At 30.1% G+C, this 24,599-nt stretch carries 21 protein-coding genes; 16 read left to right on the forward strand and 5 right to left on the reverse strand.

The window, feature by feature from the left end; genetic code table 11:
* The first annotated feature begins 67 nt into the window (after positions 1-67).
* The 6 genes from BW723_RS09735 to BW723_RS09760 all read left to right on the forward strand — a co-directional run bounded on the left by BW723_RS09735 (position 68) and on the right by BW723_RS09760 (position 6,336).
* Complete coding sequence (locus BW723_RS09735; RefSeq protein ID WP_226789267.1) at positions 68-466, forward strand: acyltransferase; 399 nt, start codon at positions 68-70, stop codon at positions 464-466.
* Complete coding sequence (locus tag BW723_RS09740; RefSeq protein WP_068359461.1) at positions 463-912, forward strand: glycosyltransferase family 28 protein; 450 nt, start codon at positions 463-465, stop codon at positions 910-912. The genes BW723_RS09735 and BW723_RS09740 overlap by 4 nt, the downstream gene beginning before the upstream one ends.
* A complete protein-coding gene (locus BW723_RS09745; protein ID WP_068359463.1) occupies positions 909-1,400 on the forward strand; it encodes a glycosyltransferase in 492 nt (163 codons plus the stop codon). The genes BW723_RS09740 and BW723_RS09745 overlap by 4 nt, the downstream gene beginning before the upstream one ends.
* Positions 1,401-1,529: 129 nt before the next feature.
* On the forward strand, positions 1,530-2,921 hold the full coding sequence (locus BW723_RS09750) for an undecaprenyl-phosphate glucose phosphotransferase (RefSeq protein WP_083139674.1): 1,392 nt from the start codon (positions 1,530-1,532) through the stop codon (positions 2,919-2,921).
* Between the two features lie 238 nt (positions 2,922-3,159).
* Positions 3,160-3,933 (forward strand): polysaccharide biosynthesis/export family protein, encoded by a 774-nt coding sequence (locus tag BW723_RS09755; RefSeq protein WP_068359473.1) that lies wholly within the window; start codon positions 3,160-3,162, stop codon positions 3,931-3,933.
* A gap of 9 nt (positions 3,934-3,942) precedes the next feature.
* Positions 3,943-6,336, forward strand: coding sequence for a GumC family protein (locus BW723_RS09760; protein ID WP_068359475.1), 2,394 nt, complete (start codon positions 3,943-3,945; stop codon positions 6,334-6,336).
* 157 nt (positions 6,337-6,493) lie between these two features.
* Here BW723_RS09760 and BW723_RS09765 read toward each other — a convergent pair whose 3' ends face one another.
* Together BW723_RS09765 and BW723_RS09770 are read right to left on the reverse strand one after the other, a co-directional pair.
* Positions 6,494-7,585: a nucleotidyltransferase family protein gene (locus tag BW723_RS09765; RefSeq protein ID WP_068359477.1), complete on the reverse strand. Its 1,092-nt coding sequence runs from the start codon at positions 7,583-7,585 to the stop codon at positions 6,494-6,496.
* Positions 7,586-7,600: 15 nt separating this feature from the next.
* Positions 7,601-8,344, reverse strand: coding sequence for a tyrosine-protein phosphatase (locus tag BW723_RS09770; protein WP_068359478.1), 744 nt, complete (start codon positions 8,342-8,344; stop codon positions 7,601-7,603).
* A gap of 133 nt (positions 8,345-8,477) precedes the next feature.
* Here BW723_RS09770 and BW723_RS09775 point away from each other — a divergent pair, with 133 nt between their 5' ends.
* Positions 8,478-9,329 (forward strand): N-acetylglucosamine kinase, encoded by an 852-nt coding sequence (locus tag BW723_RS09775; RefSeq protein ID WP_068359483.1) that lies wholly within the window; start codon positions 8,478-8,480, stop codon positions 9,327-9,329.
* Positions 9,330-9,480: 151 nt separating this feature from the next.
* Here the strand turns inward: BW723_RS09775 and BW723_RS09780 are convergent, their stop codons facing one another.
* Together BW723_RS09780 and gldJ are read right to left on the reverse strand one after the other, a co-directional pair.
* Positions 9,481-10,737 (reverse strand): UDP-N-acetylmuramoyl-tripeptide--D-alanyl-D-alanine ligase, encoded by a 1,257-nt coding sequence (locus BW723_RS09780; RefSeq protein ID WP_068359485.1) that lies wholly within the window; start codon positions 10,735-10,737, stop codon positions 9,481-9,483.
* Between the two features lie 67 nt (positions 10,738-10,804).
* Complete coding sequence (gene gldJ / locus BW723_RS09785; RefSeq protein WP_068359486.1) at positions 10,805-12,481, reverse strand: gliding motility lipoprotein GldJ; 1,677 nt, start codon at positions 12,479-12,481, stop codon at positions 10,805-10,807.
* Positions 12,482-12,674: 193 nt separating this feature from the next.
* Here gldJ and porU point away from each other — a divergent pair, with 193 nt between their 5' ends.
* From porU to BW723_RS09830, 9 genes are all read left to right on the forward strand, one after another.
* Positions 12,675-16,070, forward strand: a complete 3,396-nt coding sequence (gene porU / locus BW723_RS09790) for a type IX secretion system sortase PorU (RefSeq protein WP_068359487.1) — start codon at positions 12,675-12,677, stop codon at positions 16,068-16,070.
* Positions 16,071-16,108: 38 nt separating this feature from the next.
* Entirely contained in the window at positions 16,109-17,236 is a 1,128-nt protein-coding gene (gene porV / locus BW723_RS09795; RefSeq protein ID WP_068359490.1) for a type IX secretion system outer membrane channel protein PorV, read from the forward strand.
* A gap of 76 nt (positions 17,237-17,312) precedes the next feature.
* Positions 17,313-17,795, forward strand: a complete 483-nt coding sequence (gene cdd, locus BW723_RS09800) for a cytidine deaminase (protein WP_068359492.1) — start codon at positions 17,313-17,315, stop codon at positions 17,793-17,795.
* Positions 17,796-18,104: 309 nt separating this feature from the next.
* Positions 18,105-18,488: a group III truncated hemoglobin gene (locus BW723_RS09805; protein ID WP_068359494.1), complete on the forward strand. Its 384-nt coding sequence runs from the start codon at positions 18,105-18,107 to the stop codon at positions 18,486-18,488.
* 130 nt (positions 18,489-18,618) lie between these two features.
* A complete protein-coding gene (locus tag BW723_RS09810) occupies positions 18,619-19,683 on the forward strand; it encodes a 3-oxoacyl-ACP synthase III family protein (protein WP_068359496.1) in 1,065 nt (354 codons plus the stop codon).
* Between the two features lie 149 nt (positions 19,684-19,832).
* The gene (locus BW723_RS09815; protein WP_068359498.1) at positions 19,833-20,078 is read left to right on the forward strand and encodes a DUF6364 family protein; all 246 of its coding nucleotides are present in this window, start codon (positions 19,833-19,835) and stop codon (positions 20,076-20,078) included.
* On the forward strand, positions 20,075-20,488 hold the full coding sequence (locus BW723_RS09820; protein ID WP_068359501.1) for a type II toxin-antitoxin system VapC family toxin: 414 nt from the start codon (positions 20,075-20,077) through the stop codon (positions 20,486-20,488). Before BW723_RS09815 ends, BW723_RS09820 begins: the two co-directional genes overlap by 4 nt.
* A gap of 160 nt (positions 20,489-20,648) precedes the next feature.
* Complete coding sequence (gene guaA, locus BW723_RS09825) at positions 20,649-22,184, forward strand: glutamine-hydrolyzing GMP synthase (protein ID WP_068359503.1); 1,536 nt, start codon at positions 20,649-20,651, stop codon at positions 22,182-22,184.
* A gap of 5 nt (positions 22,185-22,189) precedes the next feature.
* The gene (locus BW723_RS09830; protein ID WP_226789270.1) at positions 22,190-23,866 is read left to right on the forward strand and encodes a LysM peptidoglycan-binding domain-containing protein; all 1,677 of its coding nucleotides are present in this window, start codon (positions 22,190-22,192) and stop codon (positions 23,864-23,866) included.
* A gap of 185 nt (positions 23,867-24,051) precedes the next feature.
* Here the strand turns inward: BW723_RS09830 and BW723_RS09835 are convergent, their stop codons facing one another.
* Positions 24,052-24,567 carry a hypothetical protein gene (locus BW723_RS09835; RefSeq protein WP_068359507.1) on the reverse strand — a complete coding sequence of 172 codons (516 nt, stop codon included), beginning with the start codon at positions 24,565-24,567 and terminating at the stop codon, positions 24,052-24,054.
* Between the last annotated feature and the right edge of the window lie 32 nt (positions 24,568-24,599).

Consider the following 24,599-nt stretch of genomic DNA (forward strand, 5'->3'; position numbering starts at 1 on the left):
GCATTCTAGGTATATAGAATTTTTTAATACAATAAGAATTTGGTATTGTTCAAAGTTTTTAAAAATAATGGATTTTGATAAAAATTCCAAACTCGAATATGGAGTTTATTTATCTGACGCAAAAAATATAAAAATTGGTAAATATTGTAGGATTAATGAAAATGTTTTTATTCAAGGAGATGTAAAAATTGGAGATTATGTGATGATTGCTCCAAATGTTGCCATACATAGTTCAACTCATATTTATAAAAGCATTGAAGTACCAATGGTTTTAAATGGTTTAACAGATAATAAAAGAGTATTAATAGAAGATGATGTTTGGATAGGTAGAAATGTTATTGTTTTACCTGGTATTAGGATAGGAAAAGGTAGTATTATTGGTGCAAACTCTGTTGTAAATAGAGATATTGAGGAATATTCAATTTATGGAGGTGTGCCTGCAAAATTTATAAAAAAAAGGAAATGAAAAAAGTAGTAGCAATATCATCTATAGGTGGTCATTGGATTCAATTATTGCGCTTAAAGCCTGTATTTGAAGATGTGCAAATGGTTTTTATAACAACTAAAGCTAGTTTTAAATCTATGGTTTCTGAGTCAGATACTTTTTACGTAATACCCGATGGAAATAGAACTGATAAAATTGGATTATTAAAAGCAATTAAGACACTTTTTGTAATATACAGAAAAGAAAAACCAGACGTTATTATAACTACAGGTGCAGCACCAGGTTTAATGGGGATTTGTGTGGGTAAATTGTTGGGTATACATACGATATGGTTAGATAGTATTGCAAATTGTGAAGAGTTGTCTATGAGCGGTAGAATTGCAAAAAAAATAGCAAATACGGTTTATACACAATGGGAGCACCTTGCAACAAATAATGTTAAATATAAAGGAAACGTTTTAAAATGATTTTTGTAACTATAGGTACACAAGAGCCTTTTGATAGGTTAATTCAAGGAATTGATAATATATCGGGCGAGTTAAAGTTAGATGTTATTGCACAAGTCTCTTCTGGGGCTAAGATAACTATTAATAATATGAAAGTGTATGGTTTTTTATCTCCAGATGAGTTTGCAAAATATTTTGATAAAGCAGAACTCATAGTAGCTCATGCAGGTATGGGGACTATTATTTCTGCATTAGTAAAAAATAAAAAGCTCATTGTTTTTCCTAGAGAAAAAAAACTTGGTGAGCATAGGAGTGATCATCAAATAGCTACTGCTAAATACTTCGAAGAAATGGGATACATAACTGTGGCAAGAACCATAGATGAACTAAAGGAGCAAATAGAAATTACTTTAGGTTTGTCCGATTCTAAACCAAATGATGTTATTATTGGGAAATATGCTTCTAAAAGTTTAATAGAATCACTAAGAAATGAAATAGGGCTTTCATAATCATATTATTACTAAATTTGTAGCTAAATATTTTAATATATGCTGCAAGTCTAAACTACATAATAACAAAAATAAATTATAAATTTTATCAATTTTAATGTTTTCAAAATTGATCTAATAAAAAAAAAAGTGAAAAAAGAAAAGTCTAAATTCATCCCATTAATCTTCTCCATAGTCGATGTATTGTTGTTTGTATTCTCCTTTTTTATGGCGAACTATATAATCTTTGACGGGCAAATACCCAACCCAATATTTTACAACAGTTTAATGGGGTTTGGTGCTGTGCTGTGGGTAGGGCTTAACCTTAAGTTCGATATCTATGAAGTACCACGTATTATTTATATGCATAAATTGTTGGCTAAAAATTTATACACCCTAATTACTTTTGTGTTTTTGTGCGGTGGCTTGTTATTTTTGGCAACTGATTATAAATTTTCGAGGATCTTTTTTTATTATCTGGTTGGTGGCTTTGGTACTTTGATCTTTTTATGGCGTTTTGTGTCTTATACTTTAGTGAAAAAATACCGAAGAAAGGGCTACAATTACAGTAAAATTCTGCTGGTGGGTTTGAACCAAAATATCTTAAAATTAATTGATAAGGTATATTTCAATGCCAACTACGGCTTTCAAATTTCGGGTTTGTTTACAGATGCGAATATTACCAAAGATTTAGAAGCCTACTACAAAGGCAAATTGTCGGAAATTTTTGGGTTTTTAGAAAAAAACCGTGTCGATGAAATCATCGTCTCTTTGCCTTACCATCAAAGTAAATTGATCAATGATTTGTTCCGCTTTGCCGACAATAACATGATACGTGTGCGTGTGATTCCTGAGTTTTCCGAATACTTATCTCAACGTTTCTCAATCAATTACATTCAGCACATTCCTGTGATGAAATTGCGGAGTGAGCCTTTAAAAAGTTTTACCAATCGATTTCTCAAAAGAGCTTTTGATGTGGTTTTTTCTTCAATTGTGGTTCTTTTATTGTTTTCTTGGTTGTTTCCAATCATTGCCATAATCATTAAATTGACGAGTAAAGGCCCAGTGTTTTTTGTGCAAAAAAGAACTGGTCAAGATGGTAAAACCTTCGATTGTTTAAAGTTTCGAAGCATGACGGTCAATTCCGATTCAGATCATGTGCAAGCTACAAAGAATGATAAACGGGTCACTAAATTTGGTGCTTTTATGCGTAAAACAAGCATTGATGAATTGCCACAGATTATCAATGTATTATTGAATAATATGTCTTTGGTAGGCCCAAGACCACATATGTTGAAACATACCGAAGAATACAGGGTACTAGTCGATAAATTTATGGTACGCCATTTTGCCAAACCAGGGGTAACGGGTTGGGCACAGATCAATGGCTATCGTGGAGAAACCAAACAGATAAAAGACATGGAAAATAGAGCCAATGCTGATATTTGGTATGTAGAAAATTGGAGCTTTTTCTTAGATGTAAAAATTGTGGTGATAACTGCTTGGTCGATGTTCTTTAAAAAAGATGAAAATGCTTTTTAGTTGTTTTAATGCAATTATTACACTAAATGGTATTAAGTTTGGTATTGTAAAAAATGTCATATCGAGTAATTTTATGATATTAGAAAGATTTCTATAACAAGATACTTATGCTATTAAACGAAAATTATAGTCTTCTGGATAATAAAAGAATTATTCAGTTTAAGTAAATAAGTCGCTTTATCTAAATAATTAGTAAACATTTTAAAAATTATGTTATTTTAGCCAAAAAAATTTAAATATGATAAAAAAGAGTACGCATTACTTGATAATTTTTACCCTTATTTTGACCTCATCATGTTCTTCTAAAAAAGACTTGATATATTTTCAATTTGATGAAATAGATCAGTCAAAAGTCTCAAATGATTATCAGTTAAAATTTAAGCCTGATGATCTTTTGCAAATCATTGTTTCAAGTGAAGATTTAATTTCTGCTCAACCATTTAATTTACCGGTAATATCGAGTTCGGTAACAACAGTTAACGCACAAGGTAATCCTAAATTGATGTCCTATTTAGTTGATAAGAATGGAGAAATTGAATTTCCTGTTTTAGGAAAGTTAAAGTTAGGTGGTTTAACAAGAATTGAAGCTATTGAATTAATTAAAAACAGGTTGACACCAAGTTACTTGAAAGACCCTGTAGTAAATATTTTGATAACTAATTTTAAAATAACTGTAATTGGGGATGTTAGTAAACCTCTTGTTTATAATGTGGATAATGAAAGAATAACCATCTTGGATGCCATTGGGTTTGCAGGTGATTTAAGTATTTCAGGAAAAAGACAAAATGTAACAGTTATTAGAGAGGAGAATAATATGAAAAATAAATATGTTGTTGACTTAACTTCAAATAAAATAATTACTTCTCCTGTATATTATTTGCAACAAAATGATGTTATTTACATAGAGCAGAATTATGCTAAAATGCAAGATGCATCTTACACAAGGAATACAGGCTTATTTATCTCTTTAGGTTCTGTTATAATCTCTTTATTAACAATTTTAACTAGATAAAATAATAGTATGAATCCAATAGAGGAAAATGATAATATTAATATCAAAGAAGAGGTTCAAAAATATTTGTTTCATTGGCGGATGTTTGCTATCTGTGGTTTTATATCGATTATCGCTGGGTTATTATATTTAAGATATACTACGCCTACTTATAATGTTGATGCTAAGATTATGATAAAAGATAATAAACAAGCCGGTATTTCAACAGAGTTAGCGGCCTTTGAAGATCTAGGAATTCTTGGAGGTGGGTCTGCAAACAACCCAGGAAACGAAATTGAAATTTTAAAATCTAGAAAAATTATTGGTAGGGTTATAGATTCATTGAATTTAGATATATCTTATTTTAAACAAGGAAGAATAAAAGCCGTGGAATTATATGGTGAAAGCAATCCTATTATTTTTGATTTGGTTAAAAAGGGAGATATAATTCATGAAATTGACACTACTTTTGTTATTTCGATACTAGATAACAGTCAATATGAGATTAAGGGAACAGACGATGAAGTTATACAGAAACATAATTTTGGGGATGAAATTGAATCAGATTTAGGAACTTATAGAGTTTATCTGAATAATAATTTTCAAGCTGAAGAAATTAATGAAGAGGATAGAATAAAGGAAGTGCTAATTACTATAAATCCTATTGATGTTATAATTGATACTTATTTAAAAGTGTTATATATTTCTGCAGTTGAAGATATATCGCCTGTAATTAAATTAAATTTGGTTACAAATGTTAGAAAAAAAGGAAAGGATTTTTTGAATGAATTGATTAAGCAGTACAACTTGGATGGGATTAATGATGAAAATTTAATTTCATTAAAAACGATATCTTTTATTAACGAAAGATTAGTAGGTTTAGGTAAAAATTTAAAATTTGTTCAGGATGAAGTGAAAAATTTTAAAGTTGAAAATAAAATTACGGGTTTATCTAGTGAAGCTGAGTTGACTATGGAAGTATTCTCAGAAAATACACAGGAATTAATTAAAATTCAAACAGAATTGGATGTTGCAAACTGGGTAAAGCAGAGCTTGCAAAATTCTTCGAATACAGATGAAATTTTGCCCCAAAACCTTGGGTTTTCAGACGTTAGTATTTCGAATGCAATTGAAAATTACAATATTTTGGTTTTAGATAAAAATAAATTACAAACTAATGCAGGTAAATTAAACCCCCTTTTAGTTCAGTATAATGCTCAGATAAAATCGGTTAGGTCTAATTTAAACAAAAGTATCTCAAATCTAATTACTACCTTAAATATGAAAATTAAGCAGTTGAGAGATGAGTCTACAAAACTTAACACTAAAATTTCATCTTTACCATATTTAGAAAGAGGATTTATCGATATTGCTAGAGAACAAGAAATTATTTCTGGTTTGTATTCATATTTATTAAAAAAGAAGGAAGAGACTTCAATATCATTGGCTATTACTGTTGCAAATGCAAAAATTATTGATGTAGCTTATAGTTCCAGAAAACCGGTGGCTCCAAATAAAAAGTTAATTTTAGCATCCTCGTTATTTTTAGGATTGTTAATTCCTTTTGGGTATGTTTATTTGAAAAATTTATTAGATACCAAAATCAATTCTAGAAAAGATTTAGAAGCTTTAACAACAATTCCATTTTTAGGAGATGTACCTCATTCGGAAACCAATGCTAAGGTGGTGATAAATTCAGAGGCAAGAACCAGTACCGCTGAAGCCTTCCGTTTGATTAGAACTAATCTAGATTTTATGTTGGCCTCTAAAAATGAAGAAAAAGGGAAAACCATTTTTGTTACCTCTACCACGAGTGGTGAAGGAAAATCATTTATTTCGATTAATTTGGCTGCGGCTTTGTCTTTGTCGAATAAAAAGGTATTGTTGTTGGGTGTAGATTTACGTGCTCCAAAAGTTACCGAATATTTAGGGATACCCGAACGCAAAGGGATTACAAATTTTATTACGAATGAATCTTTAACCTTAAATGATATCAAATTTTCAATTCCAGAAATAAAAGGATTGGACATTATTTCTTCTGGAGTAATTCCACCAAATCCAGCAGAACTCCTTTTAGGAGAACGAATCAAACAATTATTTGCAGAAGTGAAACAGGATTATGATTTTATTATAGTCGATACAGCCCCTGTAAATTTGGTAACAGATACTTTCTTGATTTCGAAATATGCAGATATCACTTTGTATGTGTCTAGAGCCAATTATTTAGACAAACGTATGTTAAAAGTAGCGCAAAATTTGTATACTGAAAAGAAACTGAACAATATGGCCATTGTATTGAACGATACAGACATGACCCGAGGCTATGGCTATGGATATGGTTATGGTTATGGCTATGGCTATGGAGCAGGTTATTTGGAAGAAACCAAAAAAGCACCTTGGTACAAACGGATTTTTAAATCATAAATGCGATAGAAAAAAAGTGGAGTTTAAAACTCCACTTTTTTTATGATGCAAATTTACCATAGTTTAGATTTGTTCATAAAATTGAAATAGTATACGATTGTCATTTCGACCTTGTGAAGAGATTTTCGAACTCAATAATAATTATAAAAACTAAAAATTAACTAGTTGTTTTAAGACCCAATATCTTTTTGTATAGATCCCATTGACAAATTCTCTTAGTAAGGTATTCACTATATTCTTTATCGCTAAAAGACTTTTTTAGCATAAAAAGATATTTTTTTAGTATTATGCATTTATTAATAATATTTGATTTAAGTTTAATTTTTTTTGAATTACTTAATCTTAACAAGTAAGAATTTTTATACTTTTGAGATGCTCTTGTATTTTCAACGATAATATTGTCTGGGGCGTTTAGAACTAGTTTTATACAACTTAAATAGTTGTTGAATTTTTTATACACCTTTTTATTATCTAAAATAATTTTATAATCTGTATTATTAGTCATTAAAAATACATCGTACGTAGTTCTAAGGGGTATTATATATGAATAATATAAATTATCATTGATGATCTTTGGAAGTATGGCATTCAATATTTTATAGTTCGTAGATAAGAAACAACCATTTGATTTTCTTAGAGCACTTTTTAAAATGTTATCTTCTTTAAATATACTATCAAAAGGTTTTTTTAGTATCTTATTATGTACTTCTACGGCACCAATTTGTTCAGGATGTACTAGTTTAGGATAATGCCAGTGAAAAGCAGGCGTAATTTTTCCATCTTTATGCACAGCATATTTCTTTTTCTTTAAAATTTGGATGGTTTTAAGATAATTATTTTTAGCCACAATAAAATCAATATCACCCACCATGCGTTCTGCAATGTCTTCATATAATCCCTCTAATAAATTACCAGTACCTTTTAAAAAAATAGGAGTAATATCATTAGCTAATAATAATTCATTTATTTCTTTAGCTTGTTCAATGATTTTTTCATTACGTTCTTTATTTAAATGAGCGATGTGCTTCATATAGGCTACTAAATCGTTAGGAATATACTGTAAAAAGTTGGCGCGTTTTAAATTGCAATATAAAGCTGGAAACACAAAATGACCTGTACTTATTTTAACAACAGCATCCCAATCAATTGAATTGTTTTGTAATTGTTCTTCTATTATTTTTTTATTTTTATCGATATGATTAATGGTTAAGCATTTGCCAACAAAAAAAAGAGTTTCCTGATAATTCATTCTGTTGATATCTATTTATTTTAAAAAGTTAGCGTTGTTATTCAGCAGTGTTTCAATCTTTTTCAAATTCTTTTGAGTGCTAATTTTTTGTAGCCCTTTTATATGATTAAAATGATGAGTGTCTGTGCCTACAAAGTCATATAGGTTCTCTTTTAAGAGTCTTTCTGCAGTTTTCTGCACTCCTTTTCCATAATTTTCGGTAAGTGACAATAAGTTCAATTGAAACAAACAACCCGCATTTTTTAGCTTTTGAAAAATTCGAAAATTATTGTGATAACTTACATAACGTTCTGGGTGAGCTAAAACAGGTTTATATTCTTTTAATCCCAGTTGAAAGAGAATGTCGAATAAGTTGTTCGGTGGACTAAAATAAGACATTTCTACCAATACCAAATTGTCTTTTAAGGTTAGGATTTCTCTGTCTTCTTTTAGGAGAATAGAGAACTGTTCATCCATCATATATTCAGCAGCTGCATCAATGGAAATGTCTGTTAAATTTCTATTTTTTAATTCGTCTCGTACTTCCTTTAATTTGGCTCTTATAATTTCTGGAGTATTTGGATATAAATCTCCCAAAATATGAGGAGTTGTGATAAAGTTTTTAATTCCGTAAGAAGCCATTTTTTGAATCAATTCAATAGAATTATCTAAATCTTTTGCACCATCATCTATTCCAGGTAGCAAATGAGAATGGATATCGATAAATCTTTCAGGGAAAAATTCGTTTAAAGGGATGGCTTTATTTTTAAAAAAAAACATAGGTGTTGTATTTGTTGCAAATTTACAATTTTAAAAATTTATAATAATATTTTGACACGAAAACGATTGAAGTTTATCAGATACTTGTACAGCATTTTTTGTTATAATATCTTTGGAATAAAATGGATATATTATGATTTTAATCGCAGACGGAGGTTCTACAAAAGCAGATTGGATTGCTATCAACCTCGATAAAACAGAAGCATTTAGAGTAAGAACATTAGGGTTAAACCCAGCTGTTGTTGCAGCAGAAGAGCTGAACAATAGAATTATAAATATGTTTCAGCTGATTAAAGTGAAAGCAGAGGTTACCGAAATTTACTTTTATGGTGCGGGTTGTGGTACGCCCAAACCTGCTAAAATTTTAGAAGACGTATTGCAGTCTATTTTTGTAAATGCTAAAGTTTATGTAGCAGAAGACATGTTAGCGGCTGTTTATGCGGCAACGGGTACAGACCCTGCTTTGGTTTGTATTTTAGGAACGGGTTCTAATAGCTGTTTTTTTGATGGAAAAAACGTACAAATGAATACTCCTTCTTTAGGTTATATTTTAATGGACGAAGCCAGTGGGAATTATTTTGGTAAGGTGTTATTAAGAGCTTACTATTATAATAGAATGCCCGCTAAATTGGCCGAAAAATTTGAAGCAGAATTTAATTTAGATGCCGATTTTATTAAGAAAAATTTATATAGAGAAGCAAATCCTAACATGTATTTGGCCTCTTTTGCTAAATTTATGTTCGATTTTAAAGATGATCCTTACATTCATAAAATTATCAGAAATGGATTTAAAGAGTTTTTTGAATACAGAGTGTTGCCTTTTAATAAAACTGCAGAAACGCCATTATATTTTATAGGTTCTATCGCTTTTTATTTTAGAGATATTCTTGAAGAAGTAGCTATAAGATACGATTTAAAAGTAACTGACGTTATTCAAAGACCAATTGATAACTTATTAGCTCACCATAGGAATTTGATGCTTTAGGCGGTTGGCAATAGGCAATAGGCTTTATGCATTGGGCAGTTTTCAGTGGGCAGTTTGCAGTTTTTCAGTGTGCAGTAATCAGTATTCAGTTTGCAGTTTTTAATAACGAACAATAAACACCCAGCACCGATCACCTAACACCCAACAATGCTTAAACAAAATCTAACACACGTTCTAAACGCATTCCTCTAGAGCCCTTAATTAAAATTGATTGGTTTTCTAGAGGATTGTTTTTTAGATAAATTTCAAAGTCTTCGAAGTTTTTAAATTGTTGTTTTTGGGTTGTTGCTTGATGAAAGTTTTCGCCAATAAAAAATTGATTTTTAAAATTAAATTGAAGACATACATCAACAATGGCTTGATGTTCTTTAAGACTAACATCTCCTAATTCAAACATATCACCAAGAATAATTACTTTGTTTTTATTTTTTAAAGCAGCAAAGTTCTCAAGTGCTACTTGCATACTTGTTGGATTTGCGTTATAAGCATCTAGAATGATTGTATTTGTTTTTGTATTTATAATTTGAGAACGATTATTAGTTGGCGAATAGCTTTCTATAGCTTCTTTAATTTCGCTATGATACACTTTAAAATATTTACCCAAGGTTATGGCAGCTGCAATATTTGAATAGTTATATGCACCAATTAAATTACTTTGTATGATTGTATTCTGATATGATAATTTTACAAAAGGATTTGCATCAACAAATTTTAGTTCTTTAGCAGGGAAATAAATGGATTCTATATGTTTCGTTTTGTCAACTTGAATTTTATCTTCAGGATTTACAAGTACAATTTTATCATTTTCTTGTAGAAAAGTATACAACTCACTTTTACCTTTAATTACTCCTTCAATACTGCCAAAACCCTCTAAATGTGCTTTTCCAAAATTGGTGATGTATCCCAAATCGGGTTCACAAATTGTACAAAGAAATTCTATTTCTTTTTGATGATTCGCACCCATTTCTACAATAGCCAACTCGTGTTCTGGAGTTATAGATAATAAAGTTAACGGAACACCAATGTGATTGTTGAGGTTTCCTTTGGTAGCAATGGTATGATACTTTCTGTTTAAAACAGTATTGATCAATTCTTTGGTTGTTGTTTTTCCATTGCTCCCAGTTAAACCAATTACAGGAATGTTTAGTTGTTTTCTATGGTAATTCGCTAATTTTTGAAGTGTTTCTAAAACATCATCAACTAAAATGATATGTTTATTGGTTTTAAAAGCTTTTTCATCAACAATAGCATAATTAGCACCAAGGTTTAATGCTTTTTCTGCAAATTGATTGCCATTAAAATTATCGCCTTTTAATGCAAAGAAAATGGTGTTTTTTCTAATATTTCGAGTGTCAGTATCAACAAGAAAATGTTCAGAATAAATTTGATATAAGGTTGAAATCTCCATATTATAAATATAAAAAAAAAACTCATTATTAAGAACAATGAGGTTTCAATTTTTTGTAATTTTTATATTATCTACTAGGGTTTCTAGCCGATCTTTTACCATTAGACATAGGACCAACTCGATCAGAAACACATCTAAAACCTATATAATTTGTAGCCATATATTCTGGTAAATACCTTCTTTGGGCTGGATCTAACCAATATTCTCTATCAGACCAAGAACCACCTTTGTAAACTCTAGTTTTGTTACTAATTAAAGTTGTTCTTCTTTCTTCGTCATTAACTAAAATTTCTTCACCAGTTTCTGGATCAATTTCTCTAGTAGGTGCTTTAGGAGAGTTATACATGCTAGGTTTAGAAGCTATTACATCTTCTTCTTCTTCAAAATATCTTCCAGAATTAGCATCACCATCATTAATATCTGTATTATCAGCAACCATAAAGTTTCTTCTCATTGTTGCATCATCTTTGGTAATAGGAATATATTTAATAGAACCAGGCAATTGTCTTGTAAAGATTTTACCATTTGGTAAAGTGTCATATTCTACTTCAGGATCTTGGTCATTGGCAGCAATAACTACATTACCTTCTTCATCAATCATTTTTTTAGTAAAAATATTACCTCTAAAATAGTTGAAATCGTTGGCTTCATTATCAATAATTGGTCTGTACACATCAGAAACCCATTCAGCAACATTACCAGACATATCATACAAACCAAAACCATTTGGTGGGTAAGATTTAATTTTGTTAGGAATATCTGCTCCATCAGAACTCCAACCAGGTAAACCGCTATAATTTCCTTTTCCTTGTTTAAAGTTGGCTAGTTGATCTCCCCTTGTTCTTTTGTTTTTTGAGCGTGTATATTTACCATCCCAAGCATATTTTTTTCTACCTCTAATATTATTGTATTCTCTGTTTTCTAAATTTGCTTTTGCAGCAAATTCCCATTCAGCTTCTGTAGGTAATCTAAAAGGTTGTACAAAAATACCATCAGCTTTGGTAATTGGCCTACCTTGATAAGCATCTCTACTAGGTTTTGGTTCTCCTTTTTTTCTAGGTGTTCTTCCAATACCTCTTACATTTAAAGTACTGTCTAAAACTTGGTCTGGGCTTGTTAAAAATGCTTCTGTATCAAAAGGAATTTTAACGGAGTCTATTTCAAAAATATTTTTGATGTGTCCTTTATCTATTAAAGTTTTTAAGTTTACAGCGTTGGTACGCCATTTACAATATTCATTTGCTTGCAACCAACTTACACCAACAACTGGGTAATCTGCATATGCAGGATGACGAAAATAATTTTCTGATAAAATATCTGTGTTTCCTAAACTTTTTCTCCAAACTAATGTATCTGGTAAAACAGAATTATAAATGTGTTTGTAATTTTCTTCTGATGGAGGGAAAACATCTTTTATGTATTGTACATATAAAAAATATTCTGAGTTGGTAACTTCAGCTTCATCCATGAAAAAAGAACGAACGTGTATCTTTTTAGGAGTCGTATTCCAATCGAACATGACATCATCTTGTACTTGCCCCATTGTAAAAGAACCACCTTCTACACCTATCATTCCTGGAGGTGTTTCTTGCCCACTAAAAGAGTTATTTCTAATAAAGCCACCGTTTTTTTCATCATTAAAATTTAAACCGGTAAGTCTAGATTTATTTGAATTTGAGCTTTTACAGTTAGATAACAATAAAATTGTTAATAGAACAAAAGAGATTTTAAAAATGTTTTTCATTTCCTAATTTAAAATTGATAGGGTTTTATATAGCGAATTTACGATAAATATACATTCTTACAAGTAAAACACCAAGTTTTAATGCATCATTTATGTACATATTTTTATAAACGATTGCTTTTTTACTTTAGTATAATTTATCTTTGTTTGCCATAAAATATCTAAATTTTATTTGCGTTATTTGAATAATTAAATGAAAAAACAGTTTTTACTTCTTTTTTGTGTATTTCTATTGCAGCAAAACTATGCCCAGGTTGGCAATTCTGTGTTGGCTTCTGGAGCGTGGTTTAAGTTTTCTGTAGATACTACAGGAGTCTTTAAAATTAATCAAAATTTCTTACAACAAATTGGTATTTCTACCAACGGATTAAATCCGAAGAAAATTCATATTTATGGTAATGGTGGTCAGCTTTTACCAGATTTGAATAGCGAATTTAGGTACGATGATTTACAAGAAAATTCTATTTTTATTCAAGGTGAAAATGATGGTTCTTTTGATGCTAATGATTATATTTTATTCTATGCAAAAGGACCACATAATTGGACAGTAAATTCAGCAACAAATTCCGCAACGCATAAGCAGAATATTTATTCAGATAAAGCCTATTATTTTATTACCGTTAATGCTATTGATGGAAAAAGAATTCAACAGAAGCCTAGTGTAACAGCTAGTGCAACAACACCATTAACTACTTTTAACGATTACACTTTTTACGAAAAAGAAGAAAAAAGTATTCTGGCAGTAGGTACGCAATGGTTTTTTAATACGGATTTTAATATCGAAAACACCCAAACTTTTAACATTCCTTTTCCTGATGCAGTTTCAAATGAAGAAATTACTGTAAAAGTTGGTGGTGTTTCTAATTCTGTGGTTTCTTCTACTATGGATGTAAAAGTAAACGGACAAGACCTATATACCATTAATTATCCTGCAGTTAATTCTGGTTCTTTAACCAAAGCATATGCAGTACAAAGAAGTGCAACTATTGTAAATTCATCAGAAAATATTGATGTTTCTGTTACTTATAATAACAATGGAAATCCGTCTGCCAGTGCTTTTTTAGATTATATAGAAGTTGTTGGTAAGAAGCAGCTGAGGTTTAGCGATTTCCAATTCTCTTTCAGAAGTTTTGAGCAGGCAAATACTACTGGAGTTGTTGAATATCAAATAGAAAATGGAAGCTCAGCTTTTCAAATTTGGGATGTTACCAATTACATAGCGCCACAAGTTATTCTAAATGAAAGTACAGCTGCAAATTTTACTTTTAAAGATAATGGAGGTGAGCTCAAAGAATACATCATTTTAAATGAAAATGATTTTTATACACCAGAGATTGTTGAAAATTCTAAAATCTCAAACCAAAATTTACACGCTATAAAAGATGTAAATTATATTGTAATTACAAATTCAGAACTTTCTGGTCAAGCACAAAGATTGGCAGATTATCATCAAGCGAATTCAGGTTTATCTACAAGAGTTGTGCTTTTAGATGAAATTTATAACGAATTTTCATCCGGTTCTAAAGACATTACAGGAATTCGAGATTTTATAAAACACGTATATGCAACAAATTCATCCGAAGATACAAAGCTAAAATATGTTTGTTTTTTTGGTGATACTTCTTACGATTATAAAGATCGAATTGCGAGTAACAATAATATAGTTCCTGTTAAATTATCGACTATCAGTTTTAATTTGGCTAGTTCTTGGGTTACTGACGATTTTTTTGTGATGCTAGAAGATCATGAAGGTACTATGTCTAGTACTCATACCGTTGATGTGGTTTCAAGCAGAATTCCGGTTTCTACCATTAGTGAAGCTACTGTAGTTGTTGATAAAACTCTAAATTATTACAGCAAAGAGGCTATAGGCGATTGGCGAAATACCATTACACTTTTGGCAGATGATATTGATGTTACAGGAGAAGAAGTGATTGAACAAGGTGTAGAATCTATTGCAGATGAAATAAAAACTAGCAAACCTATTTTTAATGTAAATAAAATTTATGTCGATGCTTATGTGCAAGAAAATTCTTCAGGTGGTGAACGCTATCCAGAAGTAAATGAAGCCATAACAAATGCTATTGAAAAAGGTACTTTGGTTTTCGATTATTTTGGTCATGGAGGAGAAGATGGTTTTGCATCAGAAAGAATTTTAGATGTACCACAAATACAGTCTTTTAATAATCCAAATACCTTACCACTTTTAATTACAGTAACTTGCGATTTTTCTAGATTCGATAACCCCAATAGAATTACAGCAGGCGAGTTAACCTTTAAAAGTGATACAGGTGGTGCAGCAAGTATGATTACCACAACAAGAGAAGTTTTTATTTCTACAGGGCAACGTTTTAATGAGCAATTGGTTCGAATTTTGTTAGAATTTAATAATGAAGATTTAACAATTGCTGAAGCTTTAGCAGCCACAAAAAACAATTTTACAAGCACTCAAAAATTCTTTATTTATCACTTTGGAGATCCTGCAATGAAATTGGCTGTTCCAGAACCAAATGTGCGTATTACAAAAATGAATGATGTGGCTATAACACAATCATTAGATACCATAAAAGCACTATCAAAAGTGAAATTTGAAGGTGTTATTACAGATGATGCGAATACAGTTTTAAACGATTTTAATGGCACTTTATCTACAACAATTTTCGATAAATTGATTGATAAAACCACCTTAGATAATGATGGTTTTGGTATTGAAATGATTTTTGATACGCAAGATAGTAAGTTGTTTAGAGGTAAGTCTACAGTTACAAACGGTACTTTCAGTTTCGATTTTATTGTGCCTAAAGACATTAAAATTGCTTACGGAAAAGGTAAATTAAGTTTCTATGCAGAAAATGGTGAAACTGATAAAGCAGGTGCAAATTTTGACATTGTGGTTGGCGGAATTAACGAAAACGCACCAGAAGATAACATTGGACCAGAAATAAGTTTGTTTATGAACGACGAATCTTTTATAGATGGTGGTAACACAAATTCATCTCCCAATTTAATTGCAGTTTTATCAGATGCTAACGGAATTAATACTTCCATAACAGCAGTAGACCATGATATTGTGGGTATTTTAGATGGAGATACATCAAATCCTATTATTTTAAATGATTTTTATCAAACAGAATTAGACGATTATTCGAATGGAAAAGTAAATTATACACTTAGAGATTTAGAAGTTGGGCCACATACTTTAAAAATTAAAGCTTGGGATACTTACAATAACTCATCAGAAAGCACGTTAAACTTTGTGGTTGTAAGCGATGCGATTCTAAATTTAGAAAATGTGTTGAATTATCCAAATCCTTTTGTAAATTATACAGAATTTTGGTTCAATCATAATAAACCTAATGAGCCATTAGAAGTGCAAGTGCAAGTTTTTACGGTTTCTGGTAAATTGGTAAAAACGATTCATCAAAATGTGCAAACAACAGGTAATTTGTCAAGAAATATTACTTGGAATGGTTTAGATGATTTTGGTAATAAAATAGGTAAAGGGGTTTATGTTTATAAATTAAAAGTAACGGCTACAGCAAGTAATTTGGTTTCAGAGAAATACGAAAAATTAGTAATACTTCAATAAAAAGTAGATATTTGTAATAAATAACAAGAAAATTAAGAATGAAAAAAATAGTATTTTGTTTAGCACTTTGTGCATTGACTAGTTTAAAATTCAATGCGCAAACAGATACACAACAAACAGGTGGTATTACCACTGCAACTCCTTTTTTATTAATTGTACCAGATGCTAGAGCAGGAGGTATGGGAGATATGGGTGTTGCAACTACTGCAGATGCTTGGTCTTTATTTCATAACCCTGCAAAAATTACATTTAGTGATCGACAAATAAAAACAGGTATTACATATTCCCCTTGGTTACGTAATTTAACAGACGATATTTTTGTTGGTAGTGGTGCTTATATCAATAGATTTAGTGAAAATGCTGCCTGGGGTGCAGACTTTAAATATTTTTCTTTAGGGCAAATCGACTTAACTAATGATGATGGTAGTGATAATGGTTCTATAAATCCAAATGAATTTGTAGCAACAGGTTCTTATGCTTTAAAATTAAGTGAAACTTTTTCTATGGGGGTTTCTTTAAAATACATTCGTTCTAACTTAGCATTTAATGGTACTTCTGGTAATGCTTTACAACCCATTAATTCTTTTGCTGTGGATGTTTCTGGATATTACCAATCTTACGAAGAAAACTATGGTAATTTTAACGGGCGATATAGAATAGGATTTAATATTGCGAACATTGGACCAAAAGTTTCTTACACACCAGGTGAAGAAGATTTTATACCAACAAATTTAAAGTTTGGTGGTGGTTTTGATTTTATTTTAGATGATTATAACATCATTTCTACAAACATTGAATTTACTAAATTATTAGTACCAACTCCACAAGAAGATGGTTCTGATGAAGAAAAAGGATGGATACAAGGTATATTTGGTTCTTTTGGAGATGCTCCAGGAGGATTTAGTGAAGAGTTAAGCGAATTTACTTATGCTTTAGGTGCAGAATATTTATACAACAATGCTTTTGCTTTAAGAGCAGGATATTTTCACGAAAGTCCAGATAAAGGAAACAGACAATATTTTACTTTAGGTGGTGGATTTAAAACCAACGCATTAAATATAGATTTATCTTATTTGATTAATTCTTCTGATGTAAATAATCCATTAGAAAACTCATTACGTTTTTCTTTATCTTTTGATTTAGGAGAAATTTACGATAATTACTAAAATTGATTTTTTTTTAGTAGATTTATAACAATATAAAAGCAGTCAAATAAGGCTGCTTTTTTTGACCAATTTATTTATGAAAAAAATTGAAATAGCTACAACTGCTACATTATATAATGATGTGTCAGAACTCTCTTCAGAAGACAAAATGTTGATGAACAAAGCTATTGAAGCCAGACATAAAGCCTATGCTCCCTATTCTAAATTTAATGTAGGCGCAGCTTTGTTATTAGAAAATAACGAAATTATTTTAGGTAACAATCAAGAAAACGCAGCCTATCCTTCTGGTATGTGTGCAGAAAGAGTTGCAATTTGGAAAGCAGGTTCTGATTTTCCAGGAGTTAAAATCTTAAAATTAGCAATTACTGCAAGTTCATCGATTACTAAAGTTGATAAACCTGTAGGTCCTTGTGGCGCTTGTAGGCAATCTTTATCAGAATATGAAATAAAGCAAAAACAATCATTTCCTATTTTGTTTATGGGCGAAGTTGGTGAAATTGTAAAAACAGAATCACTACTTTCTTTATTGCCTTTTTCTTTTGATAGTTCGTACTTGTAAAATTTCATGCAAGATTTTTAGAATCTTTTTAGTATGCCAAAACTGTGAAATCAATTAAGGAAATACAAATAAAGAAGAAGACTTTATATTCTCCTGCAAGGTTTCCAAAACCTTGTAGGTATGCAAAATTACTTATTAAAATTAAGTTAGAGTTAATTCAATAATACACACAACATCCTGCAAGGTTTTTAGAACCTTGTAGGTATATAAAAACTATTTATTTGAATTAAATATTTATTAATTTTAGAGGTAGAAGTACAACATCCTGCAAGGTTTCCAAAACCTTGTAAGTATTTAAAAAAGTAACAATTGAAACCAGATATCAGCTCAAGAAAAGACATCAAATTAATCATTACCAAATTCTACGATAAGTTACTAGTAGATGAAAAGATGCTGCCTTTTTTCGAGGAAATTGTTGCAAAAAATCAATTTGAACATCATCTAGAAATTATCACAGATTTCTGGAACGATATTTTGTTTGATACCCTTACTTACCAAAACAACGTGATGCAAAAACACTTGAATATAAATACTTTTATAAACTTAAAAGAAGCACATTTTGCTATTTGGGTATCGTATTTTTTTACCACGATTAATTTTTATTTTGAAGGAGAAAAAGCGCATCAAATGAAAAATAGAGCAAGCTCTATTGCAACAGTAATGAAGCTTAAGCTGAATATTTACAAGAATTAAAATTAAATAACATTAATTTTTTATCTATGATAAGTACTAAATTTTCTATTTGAGTTTTCCATTACTATGCACGCATAGTAAATTGATTCAAACGGATTTTTATAACTTGCTTACTGAAAATACTAATAATATGAATTCATCAAAAATTATCGGAACAGGAACTTTTATTCCTTCTTTAAAAATAGAAAATTCAGACTTTTTAAATGAAGATTTTTTAAATGCAGATGGTACAACTTTTGCTGCAACAAACGATGTAATTGTAGAGAAATTTAAAGCAATTACAGGAATTGAAGAAAGGCGTTACGCACCAGAAAAATATAAAACATCAGATATGGCTTTCTTTGCTGCTCAAAAAGCTGTAGAAAATGCAAACATAAACCAAGAAGATTTAGATTATATTATTGTAGCTCATAATTTTGGTGATTTAAAAAAAGGGATAATTCAAGGAGATACGCTGCCAAGTTTAGCCACTAGAGTTAAGCATAAATTAGGAATTAAAAATCCGAATTGTGTGGCTTACGATATTTTATTTGGTTGCCCTGGTTGGATTGAAGGTGTAATACAAGCACAAGCTTTTATTAAAGCAGGTATTGCGAATAGATGCTTAATTATTGGAGCAGAAACTTTGTCTAGAGTTACAGATAGGTTTGATAGAGATTCTATGATTTATAGTGATGGAGCAGGAGCTTGTATTATAGAAAAAACAGCAGAAGAAGGTAAAGGAATATTAAGTCACGCAACACAAACTTACGCCAATGAAGAGGCTTATTTTTTACATTTTGGAGGTTCTTATAATAATGACGAAGACCAGAATGTGAGTTATATAAAAATGTTTGGGCGTAAAATTTATGAGTTTGCAATCACCAATGTTCCAGCAGCAATGAAATCTGCTTTAGACAAAAGCGGAGTGGAAATTGATGATGTTAAGAAAATATTTATCCATCAAGCTAATGAAAAAATGGATGAAGCTATTGTAAAACGCTTTTATAGACTCTTTAAAAAACGAGTGCCAGCAGACATTATGCCAATGAGTATTCATAAATTAGGAAATAGTTCTGTAGCCACTGTGCCTACTTTATTAGATTTAGTTTTAAAAGGAGAGATTGAAAACCAAGAAGTAAATGAAGGAGATGTAGTTATTTTTGCTTCGGTTGGTGCAGGAATGAATATCAATGCCATTGTGTATAAATTCTAGTTTTACAGGTTAAGAATATTTTATAAACTGAGATTGTGTTATTCAAATAGCACAATCTCAGTTTTTTTAGTTTATCCTCAGACAAAAGATACTTTATAATTTTAGTTTTACGTAATAAATAATTAAATTTACACGTAAAAATAAATGTAATGGATAAAAAACTCACATTAAGTCTTGATAAAACGATTATAGAAAGCGCAAAAAATTATGCTAAATCGAATAATATTAGTTTGTCTAAACTTATTGAATCGTATTTAAAGACACTTACAAAACGAAAAGTACAGGCAACAGAAATAACTCCTTTAGTAGAAAGTTTAAGTGGAGTGATATCATTAGATAAAGATTTCGAGGTAAAAGACGATTATACTGATTATTTAATAGAAAAATATAAATAATGAGGTTATTAATTGATACTAATATCGTTATAGATTTACTTTCGAAAAGAGAAAATTTTTATGAAGAAGCTGCAGATTTATTTTCGAGAGCAGATAAAAATGAATTAGACTTATCTATTTCGTCATTAACTTTTGCGAACACAAATTATATTCTCACAAAACTAACATCAGCAAAACAGGCCAGAGAAATATTAAGAAAATTTAAAGTGCTAGTAGATGTTTTAAGTTTAGATGATAAAATAACGGAATTAGCTTTAAGTGATGATAATTTTCCTGACTTTGAAGACGGTCTTCAATATTATTCTGCTATGGAAAATGAAATTGATATTATAATAACAAGAAATAAAAAAGACTTTAAAAATTCTAAAATACCAGTTTTAACTGCTAAAGAATTTCTAGCTAGAACATAATGTCTTTTATAAATACCTTGTATTTTTATTTAAACATTAATAATCTTTAAAACCCACATCAAAAAAAAACGAATTCTTAGCTATTTTAACGAATTCTAATCCGTAGAAAAAAATATAAATTTCAGTGTTAAAAATTTAATCTGAAATAGTATTTTTGCGCATGCAACAACACAACGTACTTATTTTAGATTTCGGTTCTCAATACACGCAATTAATTGCAAGAAGAGTTAGAGAATTAAACATTTACTGCGAAATTCATCCGTATAACAAATTACCAGAAAGTTTAGCTAGTTTTAAAGCTGTAATCTTATCAGGTAGTCCAAATTCTGTGAGAGGAGAAAATGTGCTTCATCCAGATTTATCAGAAATTAGAGGTAAAAAACCTTTATTGGCAGTTTGTTATGGTGCACAATATTTAGCGCATTTTTCTGGTGGAAAAGTAGCAGAATCAAACACAAGAGAATATGGAAGAGCAAATTTATCATTTATAAAAAGTGATGAAGCGTTCTTTAGAAATATTAATGAAGGCAGCCAAGTTTGGATGAGCCATTCAGATACCATTAAAGAATTACCTACAAATTCAGTGTTATTGGCAAGTACAAAAGATGTACAAAATGCCGCTTATAAAATTGAAGGTGAAAATACTTTTGCTATTCAATTTCATCCAGAGGTATATCACTCAAAAGACGGTAAACAATTATTGGCAAACTTTTTGGTAGATATTGCCCAAGTAGAACAAACATGGACACCAGATTCTTTTGTAGAAAGTACTGTAGAAGCGATTAAAGAAAAAGTAGGTAATGATAAAGTTGTTTTAGGACTTTCTGGAGGTGTAGATTCTTCTGTAGCTGCTGTTTTATTAAACAAAGCAATTGGTAAAAATCTGTACTGTATTTTTGTAAACAACGGACTTTTACGTAAAAATGAGTTCGAAACTGTATTGAAAAGATACGAAGGAATGGGTTTAAACGTTAAAGGGGTAGATGCCTCTGAACGTTTTTTGAAAAAGTTAGAAGGTATCACAGATCCTGAAGGAAAAAGAAAAGCCATTGGTAATACTTTTATTGATGTTTTTGATGATGAAGCGCATCAAATTAAAGATGTAAAATGGTTGGCTCAAGGTACAATTTATCCTGATGTAATTGAATCAGTTTCTGTAAACGGAGGACCATCAGCAACGATTAAAAGTCATCATAATGTGGGTGGATTGCCAGATTATATGAAATTAAAAATTGTAGAACCTTTAAGAATGATTTTTAAAGATGAGGTAAGAAGAGTAGGTGCTTCTTTGCATATTGATAAAGAATTGTTAGGACGTCATCCATTTCCAGGACCTGGTTTAGGAATCAGAATTTTGGGTGATATTACTGCTGAAAAAGTTCGTATATTACAAGAAGTAGATGCCATTTTTATCAACGGATTAAAAGAAGATGGTTTGTATGACAGCGTTTGGCAAGCAGGTGCAATGTTATTACCTGTAAATTCTGTGGGAGTTATGGGTGATGAAAGAACTTATGAAAAAGTGGTAGCCTTAAGAGCCGTAGAAAGTACAGATGGTATGACTGCAGATTGGGTAGATCTACCTTATAAATTTTTGCAAAAAACATCAAACAAAATCATAAATCAAGTAAAAGGTGTAAATAGAGTTGTGTATGATATTAGCTCTAAACCACCTGCAACTATAGAATGGGAATAAAGTATATGAAGCATTTAAAATTTTTTATTTTTCTGTGTATTTTAACATTCACAGTTTCTTGTGGTCAGCAGAAAAGATACATTCAGTATAAAGTGCAGCAAGGAGAAACAATGAGTAAAATTGCTGAAAAGTTGGCGATGAAAACTCCAGATTTAAAGCGATTAAACCCGGATGTAGAAGGCGAGCCTAGAGCAAACACTTTTTTAGTTGTACCAGAAAAAAAACTAAATAATTTTAAAAATCAAGTAAAAGAAAGTGCTGAGGTTGTATCAGATTCAATTGCGAATACAACTAACTTAAATGAAGACGAAAGGCTTTTAGAAGAAATAAAAGAAAAGTTTGTAGTTTACGAAGTTAAAAAAGGGGATACTTTTTACAGCTTAAACAAAACTTTTGAGGTTTCTAGAGGAGAATTATTACAATTAAATCCAGAATTAAAAGAAGGTTTAAAAGTAGGAATGCTTTTAAAAATTAAAGAAATTCCGTTAGAAATTGTATCCGAAGAAATTTTTTATAACGATTATATCAATACAAATAAAAGTTTAAAAGTGGCTTTATTATTGCCTTTTAGAACGCATAAATACAGAAACGATTCACTTACTTTAAAAGAAATTTTTGATAGAAATTCTACCTTACTAAACATCACTACCGATTTTTATTTGGGAGCAGAAATTGCCATAGATTCTTTACGAAGAAAAGGTGTTGATATAGAGTTTACCGTGTACGATACTGGTAATAGAAGATCTAACCAAATTACGAATATTATTTCTAGAAATAACTTAAATAGTAATGATGTGGTTATTGGACCTTTGTATTCAGAAGAAGTTAGCACAGTAGCTTCTAATGTAAATATTCCTGTAATTTATCCTGTTTATTCTGATGATCAATCTGACTTTAGTGCTTCTAATATTGTAAAAACATCACCAGAAAAAAAGGTGTTTAGAGAAGAATTAGAAAGGTATATCATAGAAAATATTAATAAAGTTGAAGTTGTAGCAGATAGTAATGAAATCCTTTTAAACAATACTATTAATGAAAATGCTGTTTTGGATAGAGGTAATATTATAATTGTTAGTGATGATAACTATAAATCTAAACAAACTAGTAGAGCAATACAATCTAATTTAAGTTTGGGAACTTCTGCTACTGTAAATGTATTATCGCCACAAAATGGTTATATCGCAAAAGAACGATTCTTAGAATTGTTAAAGCCAAATGCTAAAAATTGGGTAATTATTGCTACTGATAATAATGTTGCAGTTTCTGATGCGATTAATAGTTTAATAAGTTTGCCAGAAGAAACTACTGTAAAAGTTTTTACTTTTGATAAAGGACGTGTGTACGACAGAATTGACAATAGAAAATTAGCTAAAATCGGTTTTACTTATGTAAGTGATGAGTTTGTTGATGAAAACTCTTTAAGCACAAGAATATTTAATCAGCAATATCAAAAAAAGAACAAAGCTTTGCCTTCTTTTTACGCAACCAAAGGTTTTGATATTACTTATGATATTTTAATTCGATTGGCTTCTGGTTATGATTTAAAATCCACTTTAAACGAAGGAATGTCTGAAAGAGTAGAAAGCAAGTTCGATTATAGAAACAGTACTTATCTTGCAGAAAACCAAGGTTTATTTATTGTACAATACAATAAAGATTTGTCTTTAACTAGGTTAAAGTAATTGAAATAAAAGCTATTTTATTTTTAGATTATAATTCGTAGTTATAAAAGAATGTTGTTAAATACAAGTCTTTTAGCAGCATTAAATTCTTTATATCATTAAAATAGAAACTTTATAAAACTAAAAAAATCCGCTTTAAGCGGATTTTTTTATGATATGATATTTTACAAATGATGCTTATAAACCTAGATTTTCTTCATCTGTTGTTTCATCATTTGCATTTGTTCTTTTAGCATACCGTGTTTGTCTAATTTTTTAGCTTCTGCCATTAAATTAGTTGCTTCACGTTTACGTCTTTTTGTCATTGCAATTCCTGCTAATTGTAGTTTAGCCATTGCCAAATCATGATCCATAGATAAACCTAATTTTACCGCTTTTCTTAAATACTTTTCAGATTGTGTCATGTTAGTTTGGCTTAACATAATACCATGTAAATAATTATAATAACCTTGTTGTTTCGTTATTAAAGCAGCTTCTGGATTTTTAATATAACCTAACCATTTTTGAGCAGCAGGAAAATTTTGTTTACGTAATTGTAAAAAAGCCAATAAAATAAATTCATTTTTAAAATAAAATAAAACGAAGATTCCAGCTAATAATAAGATAGAAATTCCGTTCATAATATTTCCTTGCGTAAATTCATATACAGACCAAACTGTAATTAAACCTGCTAAAACTAATTTTATATTTTTATGAAACATTTTGTGTTTTTAGTTATTAAAATTGAAAAGCA

The sequence above is a fragment of the Polaribacter reichenbachii genome, from assembly GCF_001975665.1.
In the GTDB taxonomy this organism is placed as follows: Bacteria; Bacteroidota; Bacteroidia; order Flavobacteriales; family Flavobacteriaceae; genus Polaribacter; species Polaribacter reichenbachii.

What these genes read in the sequence shown, in the direction of transcription:
- BW723_RS09760 (WP_068359475.1), top strand. Translation starts at nt 3,943, where the DNA reads ATGAATCCAATAGAGGAAAATGATAATATTAATATCAAAGAAGAGGTT.
- BW723_RS09740 (WP_068359461.1), top strand. Translation starts at nt 463, where the DNA reads ATGAAAAAAGTAGTAGCAATATCATCTATAGGTGGTCATTGGATTCAA.
- gldJ (WP_068359486.1), bottom strand. Translation starts at nt 12,481, where the DNA reads ATGAAAAACATTTTTAAAATCTCTTTTGTTCTATTAACAATTTTATTG.
- BW723_RS09765 (WP_068359477.1), bottom strand. Translation starts at nt 7,585, where the DNA reads ATGAATTATCAGGAAACTCTTTTTTTTGTTGGCAAATGCTTAACCATT.
- BW723_RS09755 (WP_068359473.1), top strand. Translation starts at nt 3,160, where the DNA reads ATGATAAAAAAGAGTACGCATTACTTGATAATTTTTACCCTTATTTTG.
- cdd (WP_068359492.1), top strand. Translation starts at nt 17,313, where the DNA reads ATGAAAAAAATTGAAATAGCTACAACTGCTACATTATATAATGATGTG.
- BW723_RS09770 (WP_068359478.1), bottom strand. Translation starts at nt 8,344, where the DNA reads ATGTTTTTTTTTAAAAATAAAGCCATCCCTTTAAACGAATTTTTCCCT.
- BW723_RS09815 (WP_068359498.1), top strand. Translation starts at nt 19,833, where the DNA reads ATGGATAAAAAACTCACATTAAGTCTTGATAAAACGATTATAGAAAGC.
- BW723_RS09780 (WP_068359485.1), bottom strand. Translation starts at nt 10,737, where the DNA reads ATGGAGATTTCAACCTTATATCAAATTTATTCTGAACATTTTCTTGTT.
- guaA (WP_068359503.1), top strand. Translation starts at nt 20,649, where the DNA reads ATGCAACAACACAACGTACTTATTTTAGATTTCGGTTCTCAATACACG.
- BW723_RS09830 (WP_226789270.1), top strand. Translation starts at nt 22,190, where the DNA reads ATGAAGCATTTAAAATTTTTTATTTTTCTGTGTATTTTAACATTCACA.
- porU (WP_068359487.1), top strand. Translation starts at nt 12,675, where the DNA reads ATGAAAAAACAGTTTTTACTTCTTTTTTGTGTATTTCTATTGCAGCAA.
- BW723_RS09775 (WP_068359483.1), top strand. Translation starts at nt 8,478, where the DNA reads ATGATTTTAATCGCAGACGGAGGTTCTACAAAAGCAGATTGGATTGCT.
- BW723_RS09810 (WP_068359496.1), top strand. Translation starts at nt 18,619, where the DNA reads ATGAATTCATCAAAAATTATCGGAACAGGAACTTTTATTCCTTCTTTA.
- BW723_RS09735 (WP_226789267.1), top strand. Translation starts at nt 68, where the DNA reads ATGGATTTTGATAAAAATTCCAAACTCGAATATGGAGTTTATTTATCT.
- BW723_RS09835 (WP_068359507.1), bottom strand. Translation starts at nt 24,567, where the DNA reads ATGTTTCATAAAAATATAAAATTAGTTTTAGCAGGTTTAATTACAGTT.
- BW723_RS09745 (WP_068359463.1), top strand. Translation starts at nt 909, where the DNA reads ATGATTTTTGTAACTATAGGTACACAAGAGCCTTTTGATAGGTTAATT.
- porV (WP_068359490.1), top strand. Translation starts at nt 16,109, where the DNA reads ATGAAAAAAATAGTATTTTGTTTAGCACTTTGTGCATTGACTAGTTTA.